Consider the following 21,494-nt stretch of genomic DNA (forward strand, 5'->3'; position numbering starts at 1 on the left):
GCGGCCGGCGCAAACAATGCGCCGGCCTTCTTCACACTTACAGCTTGTAGTTCAGACCCAGCAGAATCTGACGGCCGTAAGTGGTGTAGCGCTCAGGCGCGTAGGAGCCGCCCGAGAATGGATCGCCCTGGCGGGTTTGGTACGGCGAGTTGTTCAGGTTGTTCACCTGGAACAGGAACGACAAGCCTTTGTACGTACCCTCCTCGATCGCATAGCCCAGCTGCAGGTCGATCTGGCGCTCGGCCAGAATCTCGCTGAAGGCGCGCTGTGCAAACAGGCCGGTCACCTCGCCGCGATACGCCGAACGGTAGCGGCGGCTGGCGCGCGCCGAGTAGCCGTCCTTCTCGTAGTACACGGTGAAGTTGGAGACCACGCCCGACAGGCCAGGCAGCTTTTCCTTGGTGCCGGGGCCATTCGGATGGATCGAGCTCTCGGTGCCGGACATGCTGCCGGTCACGCCAAAGCCATCCAGCGGCGCCCACAGCAAGCCCGCATCGATCGCGCCCGACAGCTCAACGCCTTTCACCAGGCCGCCGGTGCCGTTGGCTGGGCGGTTCAGGGTGCCGATATCCTGGATCGGAATCACCGCCGATGGATTAGGGAAGCCGGCAAAGCTGAACGCGGTCTGCTGGTTGTAGATGTAGCTTTGCAGTTTCTTGTACCACAGCGCGCCGGCGATGTAGCTGCGCTTGCCGATGTACTTCTCCATCGACAGATCGTAGGAATTGGCGCGCCATGGTTCCAGATTCGGATTGCCGCCGCTGCCGTTCCACATGCGGGTGGTGGCGTCGACACCGCCCGAGATACCGGCACGCATGTCCGACATCTGCGGACGCGCCACGGTCTTGGCGGCGCCGAAGCGCAGGTTGGTGGTGGACAGGTACTTGTCGAGGTCGAAGTTCAGATTCAAGCTCGGCAGCACGTCGGTGTAGTTGGAACCACCGCTGATGGTGCCCAGCTTGCCCGCGTTGACGGTGGCGCCGCGCGATTTCTGATCGACATTGACCGCTTGCAGGCCCAGCGCGCCGCGCACCGGCACCGGGCCGAGATCGGCGTCGATGCCCAGTTTGGCATAGGCGGTGGCGATCTTTTCGGTCACGCCCCAGTCTTGCAATGCCTGGTCGTCAGGACGGTCAGGCTGCTTGTCGTAGTACTTGTTGAGCACGCCCAGCACGTCGTAGCTCATCACCGCAGGGATGCCGGCAAACGCCAGCGAGGTCGATGGTTGCAGCAAGTCCGACGACACGGTAGCCGGCGCGCGGCCGTTTTTCAGGAACCAGTAGTTGTTGGTGTCGGCGTGGGTTTTCTCGCGCTTGCTGAAGTTGACGCCGCCTTCGAGGCTGCGGAACATGCCGTCCAGCTCTTTCTTGGCCGAGAACTTGGCCGAGCTCAGCGTGTCTTCCACGATAGGGTGGTGCATGTCTGCATCTTTGCCCCAGCCGCCGACGTCGGTCAGCTTGACGATCTTCGGATCGGTGTAGTTGAAGCTCGGCGTAAAGGTCGGCAAGCCGCTGCCAGTCGGAATGTTGAACTGGAAGGCGTTGTCGGTGATGTGCGAACCAGCTGGGCCGAGGCCGGCGTAGGTTTCCAGCACTTCTTCGCGGCGCTTGGCGGTCGAGTGCGACAGGTCGCCGATCAAGGTCCAGCCATCTTTCTTGAAGGTGTTGTTCCAGCCCAGTGCGCCCAGCTTGTCCTTGCGCTGGTTGTAGTCGTTACGCACAATCGGTTCGAGATTGACCAGCTTGCCGCCCACCAGCAGGCGCGTGCCACCGATGGTTTGCACTACTGGGTCGCTGTAGGTGACGTCGCTCCACTGGTGCGAGTTCCACATCATGCCGCGCATGGTGGTGTTCTGCTTGAACTCGGAGTAGTACAGGTCGACCGTACTGCGGAATTCTTTCGATGGTCGGTATTCGATCACACCCATCAGGCCGTCGCGCTTTTGCTCGCGCGAGGAGGCGGTGACTTCGGCGCCTTTCAACGCCACCACGTCTTCCATGCCGGCCGGCAGCTTGTTGTCGCGGCCCCACCACCATGATTTGTATTCTTTCTGCTGGCCCGGCGAGTCAAGGTGAGCATAGCCCACTGCCACACCCAGCGTGTTGTTGAGGAACTGATCCACGTACGAGGCGCTCAAACGGTTGCCATTGGCCGAGGTGTTGGAGTTCAGTTTGCCGTTGGAGTTGTGCTCGCCGCGCACGTTCAGCACCACGGTGCGCTGGCGAACGTCAAGCGGACGCACGGTTTGCAGATCCACGGTGCCCGACAGGCCGCCCGACACCAGCGAGGCGTCCGGCGTTTTATAAACGGTGACGCCGTTGATCAGTTCCGACGGATACTGGTCATATTCCGCGCCACGGTTGTTGCTGGTCGAGACTTGCTCGCGGCCGTTCAGCAGCGTGGTGGAAAAGTCAGGTGCCAGGCCGCGAATCGAAATCACCTGCGCGCGGCCTTCAACGCGCTGCGCGGTCAAGCCAGCCAGGCGGGCGATCGATTCCGCAATCGATACGTCAGGCAGCTTGCCGATGTCTTCGGCGGTGACGGCTTCCACAATGGAGTCAGCATCGCGCTTGATCGCCATCGAGGTTTCGATACTGCGGCGGATACCGGTTACCACCACTTCCTGTACCGCGCCGTCTTCGGCCTTCGTCGCGGCGGCCTGCTGCGCGTGGGCCGGGCTGCTGGCGGCAAACGCCAGTGCGGCGCAAGCGGCAGCGATGGGTGTCATCCTGATTGCATAGTTCTGATTGTTCATTGTCATCTCACTCTTATAGTTTTAACGGAAAGGCTGTGGTGCGGTGCTGCTGGTCATCCAGTCCTGCAACGGCTGGTGCACTTCGTACTGCTGGCTGCCGAAGGACTTGAAAAGGGTTTCGATATCGCTTAGCGACGCGGTGGTGAAATCGAGCTTGAATACGGGCGCGGTCCTTGTAGCGGGGTCAAGGCCAAGAAGGCCAAACTCAAAATCGCGCGAAAAACCATCCCCTGACCTCCTCAATATGGAAGCGCTTCCAAGCACAAGGTGAAAAAAAGCTGCCCCAGGCAGCACCGGTTATTTCCAGGTAAATGTGGCGACGCTGGCCGCCGGCAAGGTGTAATCGAAACTGCGCTGACCGACGCGCACCGCGAAACTGCGCGGCTCTTTGGCCGAGTTCACTACCAGCAGTGCCACCGAACCATCGTCGGCGTTGCGGAAGGCCACCGTGTCGAGCTGGTCGTAGCCGCTGGTAGAGGCGATGCGGCGCGCACCTTGGCGCACGAAGCGGCTGGCGTGGGCCAGGGCGTAGTACTCCTCGTTGCGGGTGATCTTGCCGTCGCGCGAGTCGATGGTGACCACGCCGCGGCAATCGTTGCAGCCGCCGAGGTGCGGGCCGTCGTTTTCATCGAGCGCGAGGTTCCACAGCAGCACGCCCTTGGCCCAGCCGCGCGTGGTGCCGATCACCAGCACCTTGGCGAAGTGCTGCAAATTGTCGGACCACTTCGGCGCCCATTTGCCGCCCGAGCATTCGGTGAAGAAGGTTTCCTTGTCCGGCCAGCGGTCGTGCAATGCCGACTGCACGCGCACGTCGCCGCCGTAGCAGTGCCATGCGACACCTGCGACGTACTTGTTGGCGACAGGATCTTTCAGCACATCGGCCGGCGAGCCGGGTTCATCCCAGTTGTGATCCCAATCGAGGATCTTGGTTTGCGGATGCTCTTTCGCCAGCACCGGGCCGAGATGGCCGCCGATGAACGCGGCGCGCTTGGCAGGATCAACGCGCATGCCCGGATAATCTTTCGGCTCGAAGTGCGGTTCGTTTTGCAGGGTCAGTGCATAGATCGGTACGCCTTCCTTTTTATACGCGCTGACGTAGCGCGACAGGTAGTTGGCGAACGGTACGAAGGCTTCCGGCTTCAGCGTGCCTTGGATCAAACTATCGGTAGACTTCATCCAGCCCGGTGCGCTCCATGGCGAGGCCATCACGCGCAGCTTGGGATTGATGGCCAGCGCGGCCTTGGTAATCGGCAGTACATCGGCGCGGTTGGCGTCGATGGAGAAGTGCTTGAGTTCCGAGTCGGTCTGGCCCGGCGGCATATCGTCAAAGCTGTAGTGGTGGCGCGAGAAATCGGATGCGCCGATAGTCAGGCGCGTGAAGCTGAAACCGGCGCCGGGCGCTTTGCCGAACAGATCGTTGAGCAAGGCGCTGCGCTGCTGCTCGTTCAGTTTGTTCTGCATCAGCCAAGCGGAAGCATCGGTGATGGCGGCGCCGAAGCCGACCATTTCCTGGAAACGCTGCTTCGGATCGACTTCGATAATCGTGGCGGCCTTGGCGCTGGTCTTGAAGCTGGCGTCGGCGTTACGCGCCAGCAGTTGGGACTGGTCGCCAGTGGTAATCCACGCCTGCACGGTCTGCGCCTGCACCGCACCGGCGCAGGCGAACAGCAGCGCTGCGAGCAGCTGGGAGAGGGGCTTGAAAGACGACGGGCGCAACGCTCCATCGCCCCGCGTTACTGGGCTGGCTGTCAACATGCTGTCTCCTCGTGCAGACGGATCGTGGTCCGCCTATCTATCATTTGCTTCACTTGTGAAGTAAGTGGAAGCGTTTCCATTTGTTGAAAGAACTATAGCACCGGCAAATATTTGATGTCAACGAATGCGCCACGGGTGTGGTTGATGTGTGGGATTTTTGTCGGCGCAGCTCAACGCCATTGCAGTGGTTGATGAATTGAGGTGCACGGAATTTTTTCAGGCAACTGTGCATTCATAAGATGCACAGGACTCAGCAACTTAAACCAATGCGCTTGCTCAACAAGTTCACGTCCTGCGCGGCGATGGTCAGTACCAGGAATCGGCACTACCAAGCCAAGCCGCACATCAGGACAATGCTTTCTCACCGCAGCCATCGCCGGGGCAAGATCGCGATCATTGGTACATATGACAGCCTGCTCGCACTGTCCAATGAAAGCCCCGCAGATCAAATCGCTGGCGAGGTTCACATCGGATTTCCGCTCTGTCAGTTTATAAACCAAAGCAACACGCTCATCGTCGGATGGGGGATGTACCAATCGAAGGTAAGACTTCGATAACTCCAACGCCCCCTCAATGACGCTCACCTTTTGCGGCGGCATCTTCCGTAAGGCTTGAAGATATTTGCGTTGTCGACTTGGGGAGTCTCCATCATCACAAACGCGAACGAGTACAGGTGCGGTGTAGTACCGCACATCAACCACTTCAGCATCGGAACTCAGTACATGATTCTGAAAGAGCGCAAACAAATCCAGCCACTTGTATGGGGATTTTCTGAGCAAACCGTAGTAAAGATTGAAGCCGTCCACATAGACAATTGTCTTCATGCCACTCTCCAGAAATGACAAAGCCGCCTTACGGCGGCCTGTCGCTCGAAGAGCATCACGGCTAAACCGGACGGTCAGAGAGTGAGTGGTAAATCATAGTAGGTCTGGCCAGCAGCGATGTCAAGCCGGCCCATCAAACGTGTGCGGCTTAGCGTGAGATGGTTTCCCAGTCGAGTTGGAAGCGGGCTAGGTATTTTTTTAGACGGTCCGCATCGTTCGGTTTGGCTTTAGCGTCGCGCGAGACGGCGTAGAGTTTGCGCCCGGCGTCGGACATTGATTTCGAGGCGCGGCAGACTTGGATTACTGAACGCAGTTGCAGCGCGTCGAATAGGTCCAGCCCTGCCACCGCTTCTGAGGACAGCACGCTTTCTAAATCAAACTCCGCCGTTTCTTCTTGATGGCGCCACTGCCGCTGCAGGCGTGCCAGCTCGCCTTCCACCACTTCATCGTTGATGCGCCCTGCTTCCGCCAGCGTCGCCATGCGCGTGACCGATGCCGACAAATCGCGGAAATTGCCGCTCCACGCCGCCTGCGGCGACGCCGCGTAACGCATGTAGCGCTCGCGGGCCTCTTTGTTGAAGCGCGCAATCTGCCCCTGCTCCACGCCCACTTGCGTCAACAGATAATCGATGTTCGGCTCGATGTCTTCTGGCCTATCCACCAAGCCCGGCAACTCGTAAGTCCACAAATTGATCCGTGCGAACAAATCTTCGCGGAAACGACCGGCCGCGACCTCGCGCGCCAAGTCACGATTGGTGCCGGCAATTAGTTGGAAATCGCTTTGCACTTCATTGTCGCCGCCCACCGGCAAGAAGCGTTTTTCTTCGACCGCCTTGAGCAGCATGGCTTGCTCATCCAAGCCCAGCTCGCCGATTTCATCAAGGAACAGCAAGCCCTTGTGCGCGGCCCGCAGCAAGCCCGGACGATCCGCCGACGCGCCCGTGAACGAACCTTTGATGTGGCCAAACAAGGTTGATCCAGCACCATCGCCATGCAAGGTCGCGCAGTTGATTTCTACGAAACGGCCGTCGATCTGGTGCCGCGCTTTTTTCAGTTCATACACGCGGCGCGCGAGGAAGGACTTACCCGCGCCGGTTGGCCCCATCAACAGCATCGGCGCTTTTGAACGAACCGCCACGCGCTCAATCTCATCAATCATCGCGTTGAAACGCGGGTTGCGCGTGGCGATGCCGGACTTGAGGAAGGCCACGCCCGCCTCCTGCTCGCGCGAGAAGCGCTGCGCAATGCGGTCGTACTTGGACAAGTCCAAGTCAATCAACACCTGCGTGCCCGGCTCGCCCGGCCCCTGCCGGCGCGGCGGCGAGGTTTGCAGTAGGCGGCCGGGGAAGTAAAACGCTTCCGTCATCAGGAACAGGCAGATCTGCACTACGTGCGTGCCGGTGGTGATGTGGATCCAGTATTCCTCGTTCTCGGTATCGAAGCGGTAGGACTGGGCGAAGTCATACAGCGCGCTGTAAACCTGCTCGAAGTCCCACGGATCGTCCATCGGCACATCGCGCAGTACCACCTTGGTTTCCGGCGACACCGTGCCGATATCGGCGGCCACCGAGTGCGCCAGCTGACCAAACCGGCCGCTGTACAGCAACTCAAAGCGATCCACCACGATGTCCGGGTGCTGCGTGATGGCTACCGACGGACGCCAGCGCTCCCAGCGCGCAGCCGCCTTCCCTGCATCCAATTGCGTACCCACAAAGCCTATGACAACGATCTTCTTTTTCATATAAATATTTATCCTTTAGGATAATTTATCATGAAATGCAAACGTAAGCCATTCTTAACATTCCTTTTAAATCAACGACATACATTGCTGGCACACCGCTTGCAATAGAAGAGATAAAAATCGAAAACAAGGAAATGAAAATGGCAAACGTCCAGTTGTTCCAGTCGCTGAAAAACAAGTTCCTGCCGGCCGCCACCGCGATCAACCAAGCCGGTGCACCAGCCTACGTGCTGACGCCCAAGCACCAGTTGGCGCAATACGCCGCCACCGGCTGCCTGAACGCGACCTACTACGCCAGCGCAGAAGCGCAACTGGCCAAGGTGCTGGAGCTGTGCCAAGGCATCGATCCACAGTTCATCGCGCAGACCGCCGTGTACTGCCGCGAGCGCGGCTACATGAAGGACATGCCGGTACTGCTGACCGCCATTCTGGCGGCGCAAGGCCGGCCGCAACTGGGCGCCGTCTTCAACCGCGTGATCGACAACGGCAAGATGCTGCGTACCTTCGTGCAGATCGTGCGTTCCGGCGCCACCGGCCGCAAATCGCTGGGTTCGCGTCCAAAGAAGCTGGTGCAAGCATGGCTGAACAACGCCAGCGAGCAAGCGCTACTGGCTGGCTCCGTGGGCGCCTCGCCGTCGCTGGCTGACGTGGTGAAAATGGTTCACCCAAAGCCATCCGAAGCATGGCGCGAAGCCTTCTTCGCCTGGCTGCTGAACAAGCCGTACAAGGCAGAAGCGCTGCCGCCGCAATTGGCCGCGTTCAAAGCCTACCAGCAGGACCAGGCGCAGTCGGTGCCGCAAGTGCCGTTCCAGATGCTGACCGCACTGCAACTGTCGCAGCAAGCCTGGGCGCAGATTGCACTGCAAGGCGGCTGGCACATGGTGCGCATGAACTTAAACACCTTTGCGCGCCACGGCGTGTACGAAATGCCGGACGTAGTGGAAGCCATTGCCGCCAAACTACGCAACGCCGAGCTGATCGCCAAGGCCAAGGTATTTCCATACCAGTTGCTGGCCGCGTACAAGGCCACCGGTAGCGATACGCCGCTGGCCATCCGCGACGCTTTGCAGGATGCACTGGAAATCTCGCTGGCCAACGTGCCGCAGATCGAAGGCAAGGTTGTGGTCTGCCCGGATGTATCCGGCTCGATGTCGTCGCCAGTCACTGGCTACCGCGTTGGCGCGACTTCTACCGTGCGCTGCATCGATGTGGCGGCCTTGGTCGCCGCCGCCGTGCTGCGCAAGAACCGTGACGCCACGGTGCTGCCGTTCGCGGTCAACGTGGTGAAGTGCGATCTGAACCATCGCGACACGGTGATGACGAATGCCGGCAAGCTGGCAGCCATCGGTGGCGGCGGCACTAATTGCAGCACGCCGCTGGCGCACATGAATGCGAAGAAGGTGCAGGCTGACTTGGTGGTGTACGTGTCGGATAACGAGTCGTGGCTCGATGTGCGCCGCAACTCGGCAACGCTGACGATGCAACAGTGGGAGGTGTTTAAGGCATGCCAAGCTGGTGTGCATCGACTTAACGCCGAACGCCACCACCCAGGCCAGCGAGCGCGCCGACGTGCTGAACATCGGCGGCTTTTCAGATGACGTATTCAAGATCATCGCAGCCTTTGCCGCCGGACAGTTGAGCGCCGCGCACTGGCTGGGAGAGATTGAAGCAGTAACGCTATAGGAGGCCATCATGGGATGGACGCTTAGAGTCAGTAGCACAGGTTTTGAGTCCAGCAAGAATGCGGATGCGATTACATCCTCCAAACGTAAGATCGCATCTATTACTTGTCTCGCAGGCACTCAATGGCGGTTTACCCCGAATGCAGACAGAACTACATCTGGTGACGCCGGTTCGATTCCGGCCTGGCAGGCACAGCGTGTTTGTCAGAACGTCCTGTCGATCCTTGTCGGGTTTGATTGAATTTAGATACTATGGAAAACATTATGCAAAACCAAGACTACGACGTATTGAATATCGAAGGCGGTAAGCCGGTCAAAATGTGGACTCGCGGCGTGCCGGTGGAAGCGGAGGCCAAGGAACAATTGGCCAAGACCGCGAAGATGCCTTTCATCTACAAGCACATGGCTGTGATGCCGGACGTGCACGTGGGTAAAGGCTCGACCATCGGTAGCGTGATCCCGACGCTGGGTGCGATTATTCCGGCCGCGGTCGGTGTGGATATCGGCTGCGGCATGATGGCCGCCAAGACGACGCTGACCGCAAACGATCTGCCCGACAATCTGGGCCCGTTGCGCGCGGCGATTGAAAAAGCCGTGCCGCACGGTTCCTCGCCGGTGCAAAAGCGCCGCGGCGGCCGCGATGTTGGTTCGTGGAATACGCCGCCGCAACCGGTGGACGTGGCATGGGCCGCGCTCAAGCCGGAGTTCGATGCAATTTGCGAGAAGAATCCGCGCTTGAAGAACACCAACAACTACAAGCACCTGGGGACGCTGGGTAGCGGTAACCACTTTATCGAGATCTGCCTGGATGAAGCCGGTGCGGTGTGGTTCATGCTGCACTCCGGTTCGCGCGGGGTGGGGAATGCCATCGGCACCTACTTTATCGAACTGGCGAAGAAGGATATGCGTACTCACTTCATTAACCTGCCGGACCAGGACTTGGCTTACCTGTCGGAAGGTACGCAGCACTACGATGATTACATCGAGGCGGTTGGCTGGGCACAGAAATTCGCCCGCACCAACCGCGAGGTGATGATGCATAACCTAATCGCTGCGGTGCGTACCGTGATCAGCAAGCCGTTCGAGACGCATGTGGAAGCGGTCAACTGTCACCACAACTATGTGCAGCAAGAGCGCCACTTCGGTAAGGATGTGCTGGTAACCCGCAAAGGTGCAGTGTCGGCGCGCGAAGGTGAGCTGGGGATTATTCCCGGTTCGATGGGTGCCAAGAGCTTCATCGTGCGCGGCCGTGGCAATCCAGAGAGCTTCAATAGCTGCAGCCACGGCGCCGGTCGCACCATGAGCCGTACCGCCGCCAAGAAGCGCTACTCGCTGGAGGACCAGATCAAGGCCACCGAGGGCGTCGAATGCCGCAAGGACGAAGACGTGATCGACGAAATCCCGATGGCCTACAAGGACATCGATGCCGTGATGCTGGCGCAGCGTGAGCTGGTGGACGTGGTGCACGTGCTGAAGCAGGTCGTCTGCGTGAAAGGTTGAGCACGATGATAGAACTAGATGGAGCACAAGGGGAAGGCGGTGGCCAAATCCTGCGCAGCGCATTGACGCTGTCCATGATTACCGGCCAGCCATTCCGCATGATTAATATCCGCGCCAAGCGCCCTAAGCCGGGATTGATGCGCCAGCACTTGGCAGCGGTGCAGGCGTCGGCCAGCGTGTGCGGCGCAGAAGTCAACGGCGCGGAAGCAGGTTCGCAGACGCTGCAATTTGTGCCGGATGCGATACGCGGCGGCGATTACGCCTTTGCCATCGGCACGGCCGGCAGCTGCACGCTGGTTTTGCAAACGCTGCTGCCGGCCTTGTTGGCGGCGGACGCGCCATCGAGCGTCAAGGTCACTGGCGGTACGCACAATGCGATGGCGCCACCGGTGCATTTCCTGCAGCGCGCTTACGGCCGCGTGTTGGCGCAGATGGGCGCGGAGATTGATATCGAGCTGAAGCGCTTCGGCTTTTATCCCGCCGGCGGCGGCGAGGTATCGGCGACGGTACAGCCCTGCGCGCAACTACGTCCGCTGGAATTGCTGGAACGCGGTGCACGCCAGCACGGCTATGCCGAAAGCTTTATTGCCGGTGTGCCGTCGAACGTGGCAGTACGCGAATTGGCGACCATCGGCTCCGGCATGGGCTGGGCGGAGGAGCAACTGCTGCATCGTGGCTTGCCCGGCGAGCAAGGGCCGGGCAATGTGCTGTTGATGACGCTGGAGCATGATCACGTTACCGAAGTCTTCGCCGGCTTCGGCGAGAAGGCCGTGCGCGCAGAGACCGTCGCCAAGCACGTATTGCAGGAAGCACGCGCCTACCTGGTGTCTGGCGCCGCCGTGGGCGAACATCTCGCAGATCAGTTGATGCTGCCGATGGCGCTGGCCGGTAGTGGCAGCTTCAGCACCAATGTGATCTCGCAGCACGCCATCACGAATGCCGAGGTTATTGAACGCTTCCTGCCGGTGTCGTTCTCTTTCGACTACGGGCCGGAGCGGCATATCTGCCGGCTACGGAGCTAATGCCAACAGTTCGAGGTTGTAGCGCTTGCCGGCGATGAGGACGTTCGATAGTTTTAGGCCTTGGATGTTGTGGATGAACCATGGCTGGTTGCTGTTGAACGGTGCGCCGAAGTCGCTGTCGCTGATGGTGACGTTGGTGATTGGTTGGATCGTCGGCTGGCCGGGTCCGTTGTAGCTGCTGGCTAACGGGCCTAGCAGCACAAAGGCTTGGTAGCACGAGTGATGAGTACTGCCGACCTCTACATTGCCGGCACGGATGCCGCTGATGTGCACGTCCGAGACTTGCGGTGGACGGACGCGCATGACGTCGTCTTGCGGCGCGTAGTCGCAATCGAACACGATGACTGCGCCGCCGCCGGATGAGGCGATGTCCGGTGCTACCTCGGCGTCCGGCAGGCGCTTGCTGAACATGGGCTGTGTTTTTACGCCGTTCGGCAAATTCAAATTGCGCGCGTAGAAGTGGCGCAGGTAGCCGCCGCGGTTCATATTGGTTTTCAAGCGGATCGCTGTCCACAAGGGATTGCTGGCCCAGTGGATGTTGCGGAACTCGATGTTCTGCACGTAGACGTTTTCTATCCCCGCCGCCATCTCGCTGCCCAACGTCACACCGCCATGGCCGCTGTTCATCACACAGTTTTGAATCACGATGTTGCGGCTGGCGCCGAACTGGGTGTCGCGGTTTTTTCCGGATTTGATGGCGATGCAGTCGTCGCCGGTGTTGAAGGTGCAGCCTTCGATCAGTACATGATCGCAGCCATCAGGATCGAATCCGTCGCTGTTGGGACCGAGGCTGTTCATCTGCACGTTGCGGATGCGGACGTTGCGGCAGTTGACCGGATGGTGCAGCCAGAACGGTGCGCCTTGGACTTGGTAGCCTTCCATCAGCACGTTGGTGCAGCCAATGAATTGAATCATGCATGGCCGCAGGAAGTGGCCGATGCCAAATACGCGCTTCGCCAGTGGCACACCGGCTTCCGACAGCGCTGGCAGGAAGTAATGGTCGGAGCGCCACGTGTCGCGGCCGCCTTCGATTTGGCGGCGCAATGCAGGATCGAGCGAGGGGGCCAATGCGTCCAAGGTGGCTGGGTTGCGTGGATTGATGACGCCTTGGTGGTCTTCGGCCGATGCGCCTTCTGGCTTGCGTCCAGTCCATCCCCACCAGCAGTCCTTGCTGTTCTTGAAGGGAACGCCACCCATGCCGTCCAATACGCTGCCCTTTTCGCCGGTGAGGGCGATGTTGTCTTGGCCGTAGGCGTAGATCATGGGCGAGTAGTTGAGGCAATCGTTGCTTTGCCAGCGCGAGATCACGAGCTTGCCGTTGGGGCCGCAATCGATGTCGCCATCGCGCGCGTAGTCGGCTGGGTTGTTGTTGAAGTAGAGGTGTGCACCGGCCGATAGATGCACGTGGACGTTGGAGCGCAGCACGATCGGGCCGCAGCATAGCCAGTTACCGCGTGGGATGACGACGCGGCCGCCGCCCGCTGCGTAGCAGGCGGTAATGGCGGCTTTGATGGCGGCGTAGCAGTCGGCCGCGCCGGGCAATGGTGCGCTGACTGCCCCGGGTTTTTGGTAGCCGATAAAACCGTCTACCAGAGCAACGTCGCAAGCACGCGCGCCGTATGCGGTGATGATGAAGTCGCGAGGTTGGAATGCGATCGGACGCGAGCAGCGGGCGACGATGGCCGCAGCAGCAGCCCATGGGTCGCTTGACGCAGCGGCGGATGCTGGCAATCCAACGCTTGCAATCATGGCTGCTCCCGCGCGCACCACGTCGCGGCGGCGGGCGTTGGGAACTGGTTCACGCATGGGACTCCTCATGGCAGCGGTTGAAATCCTTCCGCGCGCACGACCCAGCGGCCGTCTTGCGGGAAGCCAGGTGCAGGACGCGATGGTGCGCCGTCCCAGCCGCCCGCCATCATGGCGACTGCCGCCAGCAGCGAGCTATTGCCCGGCAGGTAAACGGGCAAATCGGTATTTGGATTATGCCCGGCCGCCGTGTAGCTGTTGTTCGGGCCATCGGCCTTGAGCAGCACATCCACCGCCTGCTGCGGTGCATCCAACCGTGCAGCCGTCATGGCGATCATCGGATAATCCCAGCCCCAGATCTTGGTCTCGAAATCCCACTGACTCAACACCGCATCCAGCGTGCGGCGCATCACCGCGCGATCCACGCCCGCTCCCGGCAACTGCCCCAGCGACATCAGGAACGATGGATGATCATGCCGGCTCGCAGCGTTATCCCACGTATCCGGCATGGATTCCAGCGCCACGTACTTGCCATCCTTCTGCGGCAAGGCTGACAGCTGCAAGCGCTTCTTCTCCCAATCCGCATCCGGCGGCAGACCAAGCCGTGCGCGCCATTGCTGCGCCAACGCCAGGCCGGTAGCCCAGTAACTCAACTCGTAGCCGGGATTCATGCTGGTACTTTGATCGTAGATTTCCTGCGCAATCCACAGCGGCGGCCCCAGCACATAACGCTGGCCGTCCCAGTGCAGCATGGAGGCCATCGCATCGGCGGTGGAAAACACCATCTCGCGGTAGCGCTCCAGCGTTTGCGGCGTCGGTGCGCTACGGTATAGCAGCTCGGCCAGATGAATCACATGCGGCTGGTTCCACACGATCAGCGGATTACCGCCCGGGCTTTCGCGTCCCTGCGGACTGGTCATCTTCGGCCAACGCGCACCTTTCAAGCCGCGTGATTCCGCGATCTGGCGCGCCACAGGCAAAGTCTTCTGATACCAGCGCAGTGCATTCTCCAAGTATTGCGGACGCCCCCACAGCGCAAAGTGCGCCGTGTGCCACCAGATCATTTCCGTGTGATTCTTGCCGTACCACGTGGTGGTGGTGAGGCCGCTTTCCTGCGGCGGAAAGTCTCCGCCGAATTGAATTGCCGTCAGATACTGCGACAGTACCACGCGCCGCTCCAACTCCGCTGCACGCGGATCGATGCTGCCGCTGAAATCTATCGCCGCGCCGCTGCGCCAGAACGTTTGCCAGTGGGCCGCGCTCTGCGCCAGAACAGCAGCGGTATCGGCGGTCTTGCCGATGCGTCCCGGTGCGTAGCTCAAGGTGAAGTCCAGCGTGGCACCCTTGGCCGGGGCGATATGGAAGGCGTGCGGCTCCGGCGTCGTCACCACCATCCCTGCCCCGCTGTACAGCACGGCGCTGTAGCGCGCCGCATCGCGTACGTGCTCCAGCGCCAGCGTGTGCGGGTTCTGCACCGTCACGCGCGTGGTGTGCGACTCCGGCGAACTCCAGTCCAGCGGCGGATTGTATTTGACGCTCATATCGTAGCCGCGCGGCAGCGCCAGCCGCACCAGCAGCTTGCCGTTCGCCAGCAGGGGTGAACTGATGCGCACGGCCAGCGTATCTTGCGATGGACTCACCGCCGTCATCACGGTCACCTGCTGGCCGTCGATGGTGTAGCGGCTAGTGAGCACGCCCTTCCACATATCCAGCTTCTGGTCGACGTTATTAATGTCTTCCAGCGCCAGCAGCGAACCATCGCCGCGCCGCAAGCCGAGCTGGCCCAGTGGCCAGACGTGCGGATTAGTGCGCAGCCACGTGGCTGCCGGCGTATCTATAATGGTCGGATAGCCCACCGTCTGCCCATGCGCCGTGTAGTCGCGATTGGCGTCGCTCAATTGGTAGCCGTTTGGATTTGGATCCTCGTGCCATGACCAGCGCGCCTGTGTTTCCAGCGCGATGCCCTTGCTGCCGTAATGGCCAGGGAAGGTTTGCAGCCCCGTCACATCGGCCGTAAAACAGAACTGGCCGTTGCCCACGCTGAGCGGCGCCCACGGATCAACCGCACTCAATTTCGGATTGTGCCGCTCGACCAGCGCCTGCCGATCAATAGGCGCGGGCGAGGAGGCGGCCCACGCCACGCTGCTTGCCACCACCAATACCAGCGCCAAAGCGCGCTTCATTCCAGTCTGCATATTGCTCACCAATCGCTCACGAGCGCTGATCATACCCACCAAATGCAACAGTTTTCGGGCCCAAACAATCAACTTGATGACTATAGCTGAATTAGTCAAATGGTTGACCGAATGTGGATTGACGCTCTCCCCTGTCGCTACCTACCATCGGTTGACCGCATGTCGGTGCTAAACCAAAAGAGGAGACACCATAATGAAAACCAAGACCACCGCGATTACTAACGCCGTGCTGTTGCTCGTGGCCGGCATCACCGGCGCCGCGAGCGCGCAAGAGGAAGCAGCGGCGCCGTCCAAACCTGAAGAGAATCAAGTCGTTATCACCGGCTCGCGCCTTGCCAACCGCGGCTTCCTTGCGCCGACGCCGGTCACCGTGGTCGACGCCACCGAACTCAAGGTCAGCGGCACGCAAAACCTTGAGAACCTGCTCAACGACACGCCGCAATTCACCGCCAACCAGCTCAATAGCCCGACCGCCAACACCGTGCAGGCCGGCCAGCCATCCGGCACCTCGACGCTGAACCTGCGCAACCTTGGCCCAACGCGCAACCTGGTGCTGGTCAACGGCCGCCGCTACGCCATCACCGGCCCGGACTTCACCACCGACATCAACACCATCCCTACCGCGCTGGTGAAGCGGATTGAAACCGTGACCGGCGGCTCGTCCGCCGTGTACGGTTCAGATGCGATCTCGGGCGTGGTCAACTTCATCCTGCGCGACAATTACGAGGGCGCGGAAGTCAACGTGCAGGGCAACTGGGACCAGCCGACCCACACGCCAACCAAGAGCATCGACCTGACCGTCGGCGGCAATTTCGACAACAAGAAGGGCAACGCCGTCCTGTCGATCAACTTCCAGGACCGCCAGGGCATGACGCGCGGCGATGTTGGCGGCTATGCCGTGCCGTCGCTGGGCGATGGCTGCGTGACGGCGGCCTCATGGTCGGCCACCGGCCCGGGCACGCCGCTGAGCGTGCCTTCCGGCCAGACCTGCTTGTCGGCCGGCGGCCGTCCGGGCCTGGTGTACAGCGGTTCCTCCACCGTGCCGACCGGCCGCATCGGCAACCTGCCGCTGTATGGTTCCACCAGCTCCAACGCCGCGCTCGATGCAGCGATGGCGGCAGCCGGCTTGCAGAATATGAGCTCGCTCGGCGCGATCTTTGATTCGACCGGCAAGGTGGTGCGTCCTTACACCACGGCCGATGCTTACGATCTCGGCCCGGTCTCCTACGTGGTCACGCCACAGAAACGCTGGGTAGCTAACGCCTTTGCCCACTACGACATCAACGAGTACGCGACCGGCTACACCGAGATCCACTTCAGCAATAACACGGCCAACGTGCAGATCGCTCCGGCCGGCGCGGGCGCCAACTTCCTGGTCAACACCAACAACCCTTACCTCAGCCCGCAGATGCAGGAAGTGCTGCGCCAGCTGGACTTGAAGGAAAGCGGCACCACCCGCGTCACCAACGGCTCGCAAACCTTGTCGACCACGCCGGGCGACGGGCTCGCCATACTCAATCTGAATCGCCGCCTGAATGACATCGGCCCCCGCTTTGCCTCGACCGACCACTCGACCTTCCGCATCGCGCTGGGCCTGAAGGGCAAGCTGAACGACGTGTCGGAGAACTACCTCACCGACCTCAAGTACGATATGTACTACACCAACAGCCGCACCACGGAATCGCAGTACCAGACCGGCTCGATCTCGCTGAGCCGCTACCAGAACGCGATTCTGTCGCAGAATGGCGCAGCACCGGTGCTCAATCCTTTCGGCCAGAACATCACCTCGGCGGCAGCCAGCGCCGTGGCGATTTCGTCCAACTCGACCATCACCGCCGAACAGCAAGGCGCGGCCGCCAACCTGACCGGCAAGCTGCTGGAATTGCCGGCCGGCCCGGTTGACTTCTCCACCGGCGTCGAGCGCCGCCATGCGTACAGCCGCTACACACCGGATGCCTACCTGTCCTCGGGCGACGTATCGGGCTGGAACGCGGCACGCGCCACCCAAGGCGAATCAACCGTGAAAGAAATCTTTGGCGAAGTGCGCGTGCCGCTGCTGTCGGACAAGCCATTTGCCAAGAACCTGAGCGTAAGCGGCGCATTCCGCCGTTCCGACTATGACGTGGAATCGGTCGGCACGGTGTGGACCAACTCGGTCGGCACCGAGTGGACGCCGATCGAGAGCCTGACCTTCCGCGCACAGAAACAGAAGTCGATCCGCGCACCGAACGTGGGCGAACTATTCGGCGGCCAAGGCACCAACGGCCCAACCGCAACCGATCCATGCTCGAGCCGCCAGCCGACTGCGCAGCAAACCGGCGCCGTCCGTGCAGTGTGCGTGGCAACCGGCGTGCCGGCCAACTTGGTGTTCGATCAATCGGTACAACCGACCAACTTCCTGACGCAAATCGTCGGCGGCAATCCGAATCTGAAAGCCGAGACTTCGCACACCACCACCTTCGGCGCAGTGTTTGCCCCGAAAGCAGTCCCCGGCCTGCAACTGAGCGTGGACTACTACAAGATCACGCTGGACGATGCGATCTCGACGCTGGGCGGCGGCGGCATCCAGTCGGTGCTGAACCTGTGCTACAACACCATCCAGAACGCCAACAGCGTGTACTGCAAGGCCATCAACCGCGATCCAATCACTGGCCAGATCGCCGCGCCGACCTACGTGATGACCACGGCGGCCAACATCGGCGGCATCAAGACCGAGGGCTACGACTTGGCCGGCCACTACGGCTTCCGCACCGGCTGGGGCTTGATGGGCGCCGATACGCGCTGGAATATCGACACCAACTGGACCTACGTGAAAGAGCTGACCTTCACGCCGATTCAAGATCTGCCGAACATCACCAACCAGTGCGTCGGCAGCTTCGGCCAGACCTGCGGCCAGCCGCTGCCGAAGTGGAAAGGCACGGCGCGCCTGACCATGAACTCGGGCAAGCTGATGCTGTCGGCACGCGCGCGCTACATCGGCAAGGTGACGGTGGATACCTATGTGCTGCCAGCCACCTCGGGCGGCACGCCGCCAGCGCTAGACTCGCTGACCAATCCGAAGATCAAGGCTTACACCTACCTTGACTTGACGGCGGGCTACGACTTCACCAAGTCGGTCAGCGTGACGGCCGGTATTCGCAACGTGCTGGATAAAGATCCGCCAGTGCTGGGTTCGTCGCAGCTGCCGGCGAATAACACCATCGCGGCGACTTATGATCCGCTGGGCCGTAACCTGTTCTTCAGCTTGAACGTCAAACTGTGAGCGGCCACAACCTGCAACGCCGGCGCTTGACGCTGGCATTGGGCGGCGGCCTCGCCAGCGGCTTGCTGTTGCCGCTGGCCTCGGCGGCCGCAAGCTGCGCAGCCGGCTCCGATTGGGCCGCCCCGCTGCGGCGTGATTTGGATGCGATGGCTGCACAACTGACGCGTACCTTGAAGCCGTGGTCCGTCCCTGCCCGCGTGTTCACGCCGGAGGAACACGGTCTGGCGGCTGGCACCGGCGTGCTGGCCACACCAGCCATCCAACGCGCTGTAGACGCTTGTGCAATGGCTGGTGGCGGCACGGTACGGCTATCACAAGGCGACTACCTGAGCGGCACCATCGTGCTGCGCTCCGGCGTCATGCTGGAAGTCGCTGCCGGTGCGCGCCTGCTGGCCAGCACCAACCTCCAAGACTATCCCGAGCACCGTGCACAACGCCCCACCGTCCAAGACAGCAACATGGGCATGAACCAATCGCTGATCTTCGCGGAAGGCTGCGAACGCATCGGCATCAACGGCAAAGGCCTGATCGACGGGCGCGGCACCAAGGACAACTTCCCCGGCGAGGAAACCATCGGCGCCACGCCGGGCCGGCCGTTCATCATCCGCATCATCGACTGCAAGCAGGTAGTCGTGCGCGACATCCACCTCAAAGACTCGCCGTGCTGGATGCAAAACTACCTCAACTGCGAAGACCTGCTAATCGACGGCATCCGCGTTGAAAACCAGGCCAACCACAACAACGACGGCCTCGACATCGACAGCTGCCGCCGCGTCATCGTGCGCAACAGTTTCATCAACGCGCAAGACGACGCGATGTGCTTCAAAGGCGCGGGCCAGCGCACCGCCGAAAACATCCTGATCGAAAACTGCCAGTTCTACAGTACCTGCAACGCGCTCAAGTTCGGCACCGATTCTCAGGGCGATTTCCGCAATGTACTGGTGCGCAACGTGGTGCTAGGCGGGCCGGCCAGCGACATGCGGGCGATCAACCGGCGCAAGGCTGACGGTGGCATCTCGTGGGAAATTGTCGATGGCGGCACGCTGGAACGCGTACTGGTGCACGACGCGCGCATCGTCCGTGCCGAGAGTCCACTATTCCTGCGATTGGGCGACCGTGGCCGTGTACGTCCCGAACAGAAACGGCCGGGGCCGGGCGTACTGCGCTACATCGTCTACGACCGCATCAGCGGCGATGACAACGGCATGCGTGGCTCGTTCTTCACCGGCGTTAGCAATGCGCAGATCGAGCACGTGCTACTGCGCGATGTGGATCTGACCATGGCTGCGGCAACCGCTCCCGCCGCCGTTGCAGTCGACATCCCCGAAGCACCGGCCGAGTATCCCGATCCGCATATGTTCTCCACCGTGATGCCGGCTTACGGCTTGTGGGCGCGCCACATCAAGCACCTGACCTTGCAGCGGGTACGCTTCCGCGTTGTTGGCAAGGACGCGCGGCCGGAAGTGCTGGCCGATGCCTGCCGTCAGTGAGCGACGCGGAACCAGTCGACGTCGATGTAGCCGGCCTTGTCGCCTTTCACGTACGTGAAGACGGCAGGCCGGCTGCCCTTCCACCATGAAAACTTCGCCAACTGCGTGACCGGGCCGACATTCGTGTACGGCCCTTTTTCATTGAGTGCGTAGGAGAACTGCACGGTTTGATCTTCTTTCACCACAGCGCGCAGGATCACCGCGCTGGCGTCGATCTTGGCGATGCGGGTTTCCTCTCCGGCGTTGGAATAGGTGAGATAGTTCACGCCCTCTTCCCGCACGATGCCGGCCCATGGCACCTTCACGCCGAACAGGCTGAGGCCAGCGCGTTGCGTGTCGGCCAAGCCACCCAATTCCATGCGCGTGGTGATCTCTGACTGCGGGCCTTGCAAAATCTGCGTCAGCGTATTGCGCGCACCGACCAAGTACGTGGATTGGCTTGCTTCAATCCGCATGAAGCCGGGGCGCTTGCTCAGGCTCCAGCGCGTGTTGTCCGGGTTGTGATTCCACGACCATTGCAGGCCTAGCGTGGTGGATGAAAACTCGTCGCTGTCTTGTAGCTTGTAGTCGCTAGCTTGCACGTCCGGCGCTGCGTGCTTTAGCACCGGCGTGCCATTGTCGCCCATGATAGGCCAATCATCCTTCCACACCACCGGCTGCAAGTGCGCGATGCGGCCGAATGCACCAGTGCTGTTGAAGTGGATGAACCAGCCCTGCCCCGAAGGCGTCTCAACGTAGCCGCCTTGGTGCGGGCCCTTCAAGCCGTTGCCCGGCTTGAGCGCGAGATGCGTTTCATACGGCCCATCGATAGTCTTAGAGCGCAGCACCGCTTGCGGCCCCGTCTCCACGCCACCAATCGGCGCGAAGATGTAGTAGTAGCCGTTGCGCTTGTAGACCTTGGGGCCTTCGAAGATCGGCAGATTAACCTTGTCCTCAATGATGGTCTTGCCCGCGTCATACAGCGTCTTACCGTCCGGACTCATGGCGTGCAGGATGCCGGGGCCGGCGCCGACCTTGGAGTGCACCAGGTAAGCCTTGCCATCGTCATCCCAGAACGGACACGGATCTTCATAACCCGCACCGGCCAGCACCAAGGTCGGCTCCGACCAGGCACCGGCCGGATCCTTGGCCGTGCTCATGAAAATCCCCTCGCCCGGCGTGGCCCAGTACACGTAAAACAGACCGTTATGAAAACGTATCGAAGGCGCCCAAACACCGCCGGCATAGCGCAGCCCGTCGCCAACCGGTTTGGAGACCGCATCGGTCAACGGAAACGGCGGCACCATGTCGTAGGAAGGATGGAAATTCAGCCTGGGCAGCACATGGCCGGCGATCTTCCAGTGCACCAGATCCCTGGACGTCAACACCGGAATCCCCGGTGAGAAGTGGAAGCTCGATGCGACAAGGTAATAGTCGCTACCGACGCGGATCACATCTGGATCAGAGTAATCCGCATAAATCACCGGATTCGCATACTCCGCCGCTCCTGCAACCGACCAAGCCAAAGCCAACGCCCCAACCA

Annotated in this window: 12 protein-coding genes; 5 read left to right on the forward strand and 7 right to left on the reverse strand. The window is 61.0% G+C overall.

Features of this window, described 5'->3' with window-relative positions:
• Positions 1-37: 37 nt before the first annotated feature.
• The 4 genes from GTP45_RS21065 to rtcR all read right to left on the reverse strand — a co-directional run bounded on the left by GTP45_RS21065 (position 38) and on the right by rtcR (position 7,075).
• Positions 38-2,755 carry a TonB-dependent receptor gene (locus tag GTP45_RS21065; protein ID WP_161015819.1) on the reverse strand — a complete coding sequence of 906 codons (2,718 nt, stop codon included), beginning with the start codon at positions 2,753-2,755 and terminating at the stop codon, positions 38-40.
• 297 nt (positions 2,756-3,052) lie between these two features.
• Positions 3,053-4,510 carry a glycoside hydrolase family 30 protein gene (locus GTP45_RS21070; RefSeq protein WP_161015820.1) on the reverse strand — a complete coding sequence of 486 codons (1,458 nt, stop codon included), beginning with the start codon at positions 4,508-4,510 and terminating at the stop codon, positions 3,053-3,055.
• Between the two features lie 170 nt (positions 4,511-4,680).
• A complete protein-coding gene (locus tag GTP45_RS21075) occupies positions 4,681-5,334 on the reverse strand; it encodes an NYN domain-containing protein (protein WP_161015821.1) in 654 nt (217 codons plus the stop codon).
• 148 nt (positions 5,335-5,482) lie between these two features.
• A complete protein-coding gene (gene rtcR / locus GTP45_RS21080) occupies positions 5,483-7,075 on the reverse strand; it encodes an RNA repair transcriptional activator RtcR (RefSeq protein WP_161015822.1) in 1,593 nt (530 codons plus the stop codon).
• A gap of 140 nt (positions 7,076-7,215) precedes the next feature.
• On the opposite strand from rtcR, the gene GTP45_RS21085 reads away from it, so the two are divergent.
• From GTP45_RS21085 to rtcA, 3 genes are all read left to right on the forward strand, one after another.
• Complete coding sequence (locus GTP45_RS21085) at positions 7,216-8,673, forward strand: vWA domain-containing protein (protein ID WP_229258573.1); 1,458 nt, start codon at positions 7,216-7,218, stop codon at positions 8,671-8,673.
• A gap of 348 nt (positions 8,674-9,021) precedes the next feature.
• The gene (locus tag GTP45_RS21090) at positions 9,022-10,257 is read left to right on the forward strand and encodes an RtcB family protein (RefSeq protein ID WP_161015823.1); all 1,236 of its coding nucleotides are present in this window, start codon (positions 9,022-9,024) and stop codon (positions 10,255-10,257) included.
• A 5-nt stretch (positions 10,258-10,262) separates the two neighbouring features.
• The gene (rtcA, locus tag GTP45_RS21095; protein WP_161015824.1) at positions 10,263-11,279 is read left to right on the forward strand and encodes an RNA 3'-terminal phosphate cyclase; all 1,017 of its coding nucleotides are present in this window, start codon (positions 10,263-10,265) and stop codon (positions 11,277-11,279) included.
• On the opposite strand, the gene GTP45_RS21100 is transcribed toward rtcA, so the two are convergent.
• Both GTP45_RS21100 and GTP45_RS21105 read right to left on the reverse strand, forming a co-directional pair.
• Complete coding sequence (locus GTP45_RS21100; RefSeq protein ID WP_161015825.1) at positions 11,268-13,085, reverse strand: glycoside hydrolase family 28 protein; 1,818 nt, start codon at positions 13,083-13,085, stop codon at positions 11,268-11,270. The genes rtcA and GTP45_RS21100 overlap by 12 nt on opposite strands.
• Positions 13,086-13,093: 8 nt before the next feature.
• A complete protein-coding gene (locus tag GTP45_RS21105; RefSeq protein ID WP_161015826.1) occupies positions 13,094-15,208 on the reverse strand; it encodes a hypothetical protein in 2,115 nt (704 codons plus the stop codon).
• A gap of 205 nt (positions 15,209-15,413) precedes the next feature.
• Here GTP45_RS21105 and GTP45_RS21110 point away from each other — a divergent pair, with 205 nt between their 5' ends.
• Positions 15,414-18,482, forward strand: coding sequence for a TonB-dependent receptor domain-containing protein (locus GTP45_RS21110; protein WP_161015827.1), 3,069 nt, complete (start codon positions 15,414-15,416; stop codon positions 18,480-18,482).
• The gene (locus GTP45_RS21115) at positions 18,479-19,972 is read left to right on the forward strand and encodes a glycoside hydrolase family 28 protein (protein ID WP_161015828.1); all 1,494 of its coding nucleotides are present in this window, start codon (positions 18,479-18,481) and stop codon (positions 19,970-19,972) included. Before GTP45_RS21110 ends, GTP45_RS21115 begins: the two co-directional genes overlap by 4 nt.
• Here the strand turns inward: GTP45_RS21115 and GTP45_RS21120 are convergent.
• The gene (locus GTP45_RS21120) at positions 19,966-21,477 is read right to left on the reverse strand and encodes a glycoside hydrolase family 43 protein (protein ID WP_217363379.1); all 1,512 of its coding nucleotides are present in this window, start codon (positions 21,475-21,477) and stop codon (positions 19,966-19,968) included. The genes GTP45_RS21115 and GTP45_RS21120 overlap by 7 nt on opposite strands.
• Positions 21,478-21,494: the final 17 nt, after the last annotated feature.

Origin of the sequence: Duganella rivi (assembly GCF_009857435.1) — a bacterium.
In the GTDB taxonomy this organism is placed as follows: Bacteria; Pseudomonadota; Gammaproteobacteria; order Burkholderiales; family Burkholderiaceae_D; genus Rugamonas; species Rugamonas rivi.

What these genes read in the sequence shown, in the direction of transcription:
- GTP45_RS21065 (WP_161015819.1), bottom strand. Translation starts at nt 2,755, where the DNA reads ATGAACAATCAGAACTATGCAATCAGGATGACACCCATCGCTGCCGCT.
- GTP45_RS21070 (WP_161015820.1), bottom strand. Translation starts at nt 4,510, where the DNA reads ATGTTGACAGCCAGCCCAGTAACGCGGGGCGATGGAGCGTTGCGCCCG.
- GTP45_RS21075 (WP_161015821.1), bottom strand. Translation starts at nt 5,334, where the DNA reads ATGAAGACAATTGTCTATGTGGACGGCTTCAATCTTTACTACGGTTTG.
- rtcR (WP_161015822.1), bottom strand. Translation starts at nt 7,075, where the DNA reads ATGAAAAAGAAGATCGTTGTCATAGGCTTTGTGGGTACGCAATTGGAT.
- GTP45_RS21085 (WP_229258573.1), top strand. Translation starts at nt 7,216, where the DNA reads ATGGCAAACGTCCAGTTGTTCCAGTCGCTGAAAAACAAGTTCCTGCCG.
- GTP45_RS21090 (WP_161015823.1), top strand. Translation starts at nt 9,022, where the DNA reads ATGCAAAACCAAGACTACGACGTATTGAATATCGAAGGCGGTAAGCCG.
- rtcA (WP_161015824.1), top strand. Translation starts at nt 10,263, where the DNA reads ATGATAGAACTAGATGGAGCACAAGGGGAAGGCGGTGGCCAAATCCTG.
- GTP45_RS21100 (WP_161015825.1), bottom strand. Translation starts at nt 13,085, where the DNA reads ATGCGTGAACCAGTTCCCAACGCCCGCCGCCGCGACGTGGTGCGCGCG.
- GTP45_RS21105 (WP_161015826.1), bottom strand. Translation starts at nt 15,208, where the DNA reads ATGAAGCGCGCTTTGGCGCTGGTATTGGTGGTGGCAAGCAGCGTGGCG.
- GTP45_RS21110 (WP_161015827.1), top strand. Translation starts at nt 15,414, where the DNA reads ATGAAAACCAAGACCACCGCGATTACTAACGCCGTGCTGTTGCTCGTG.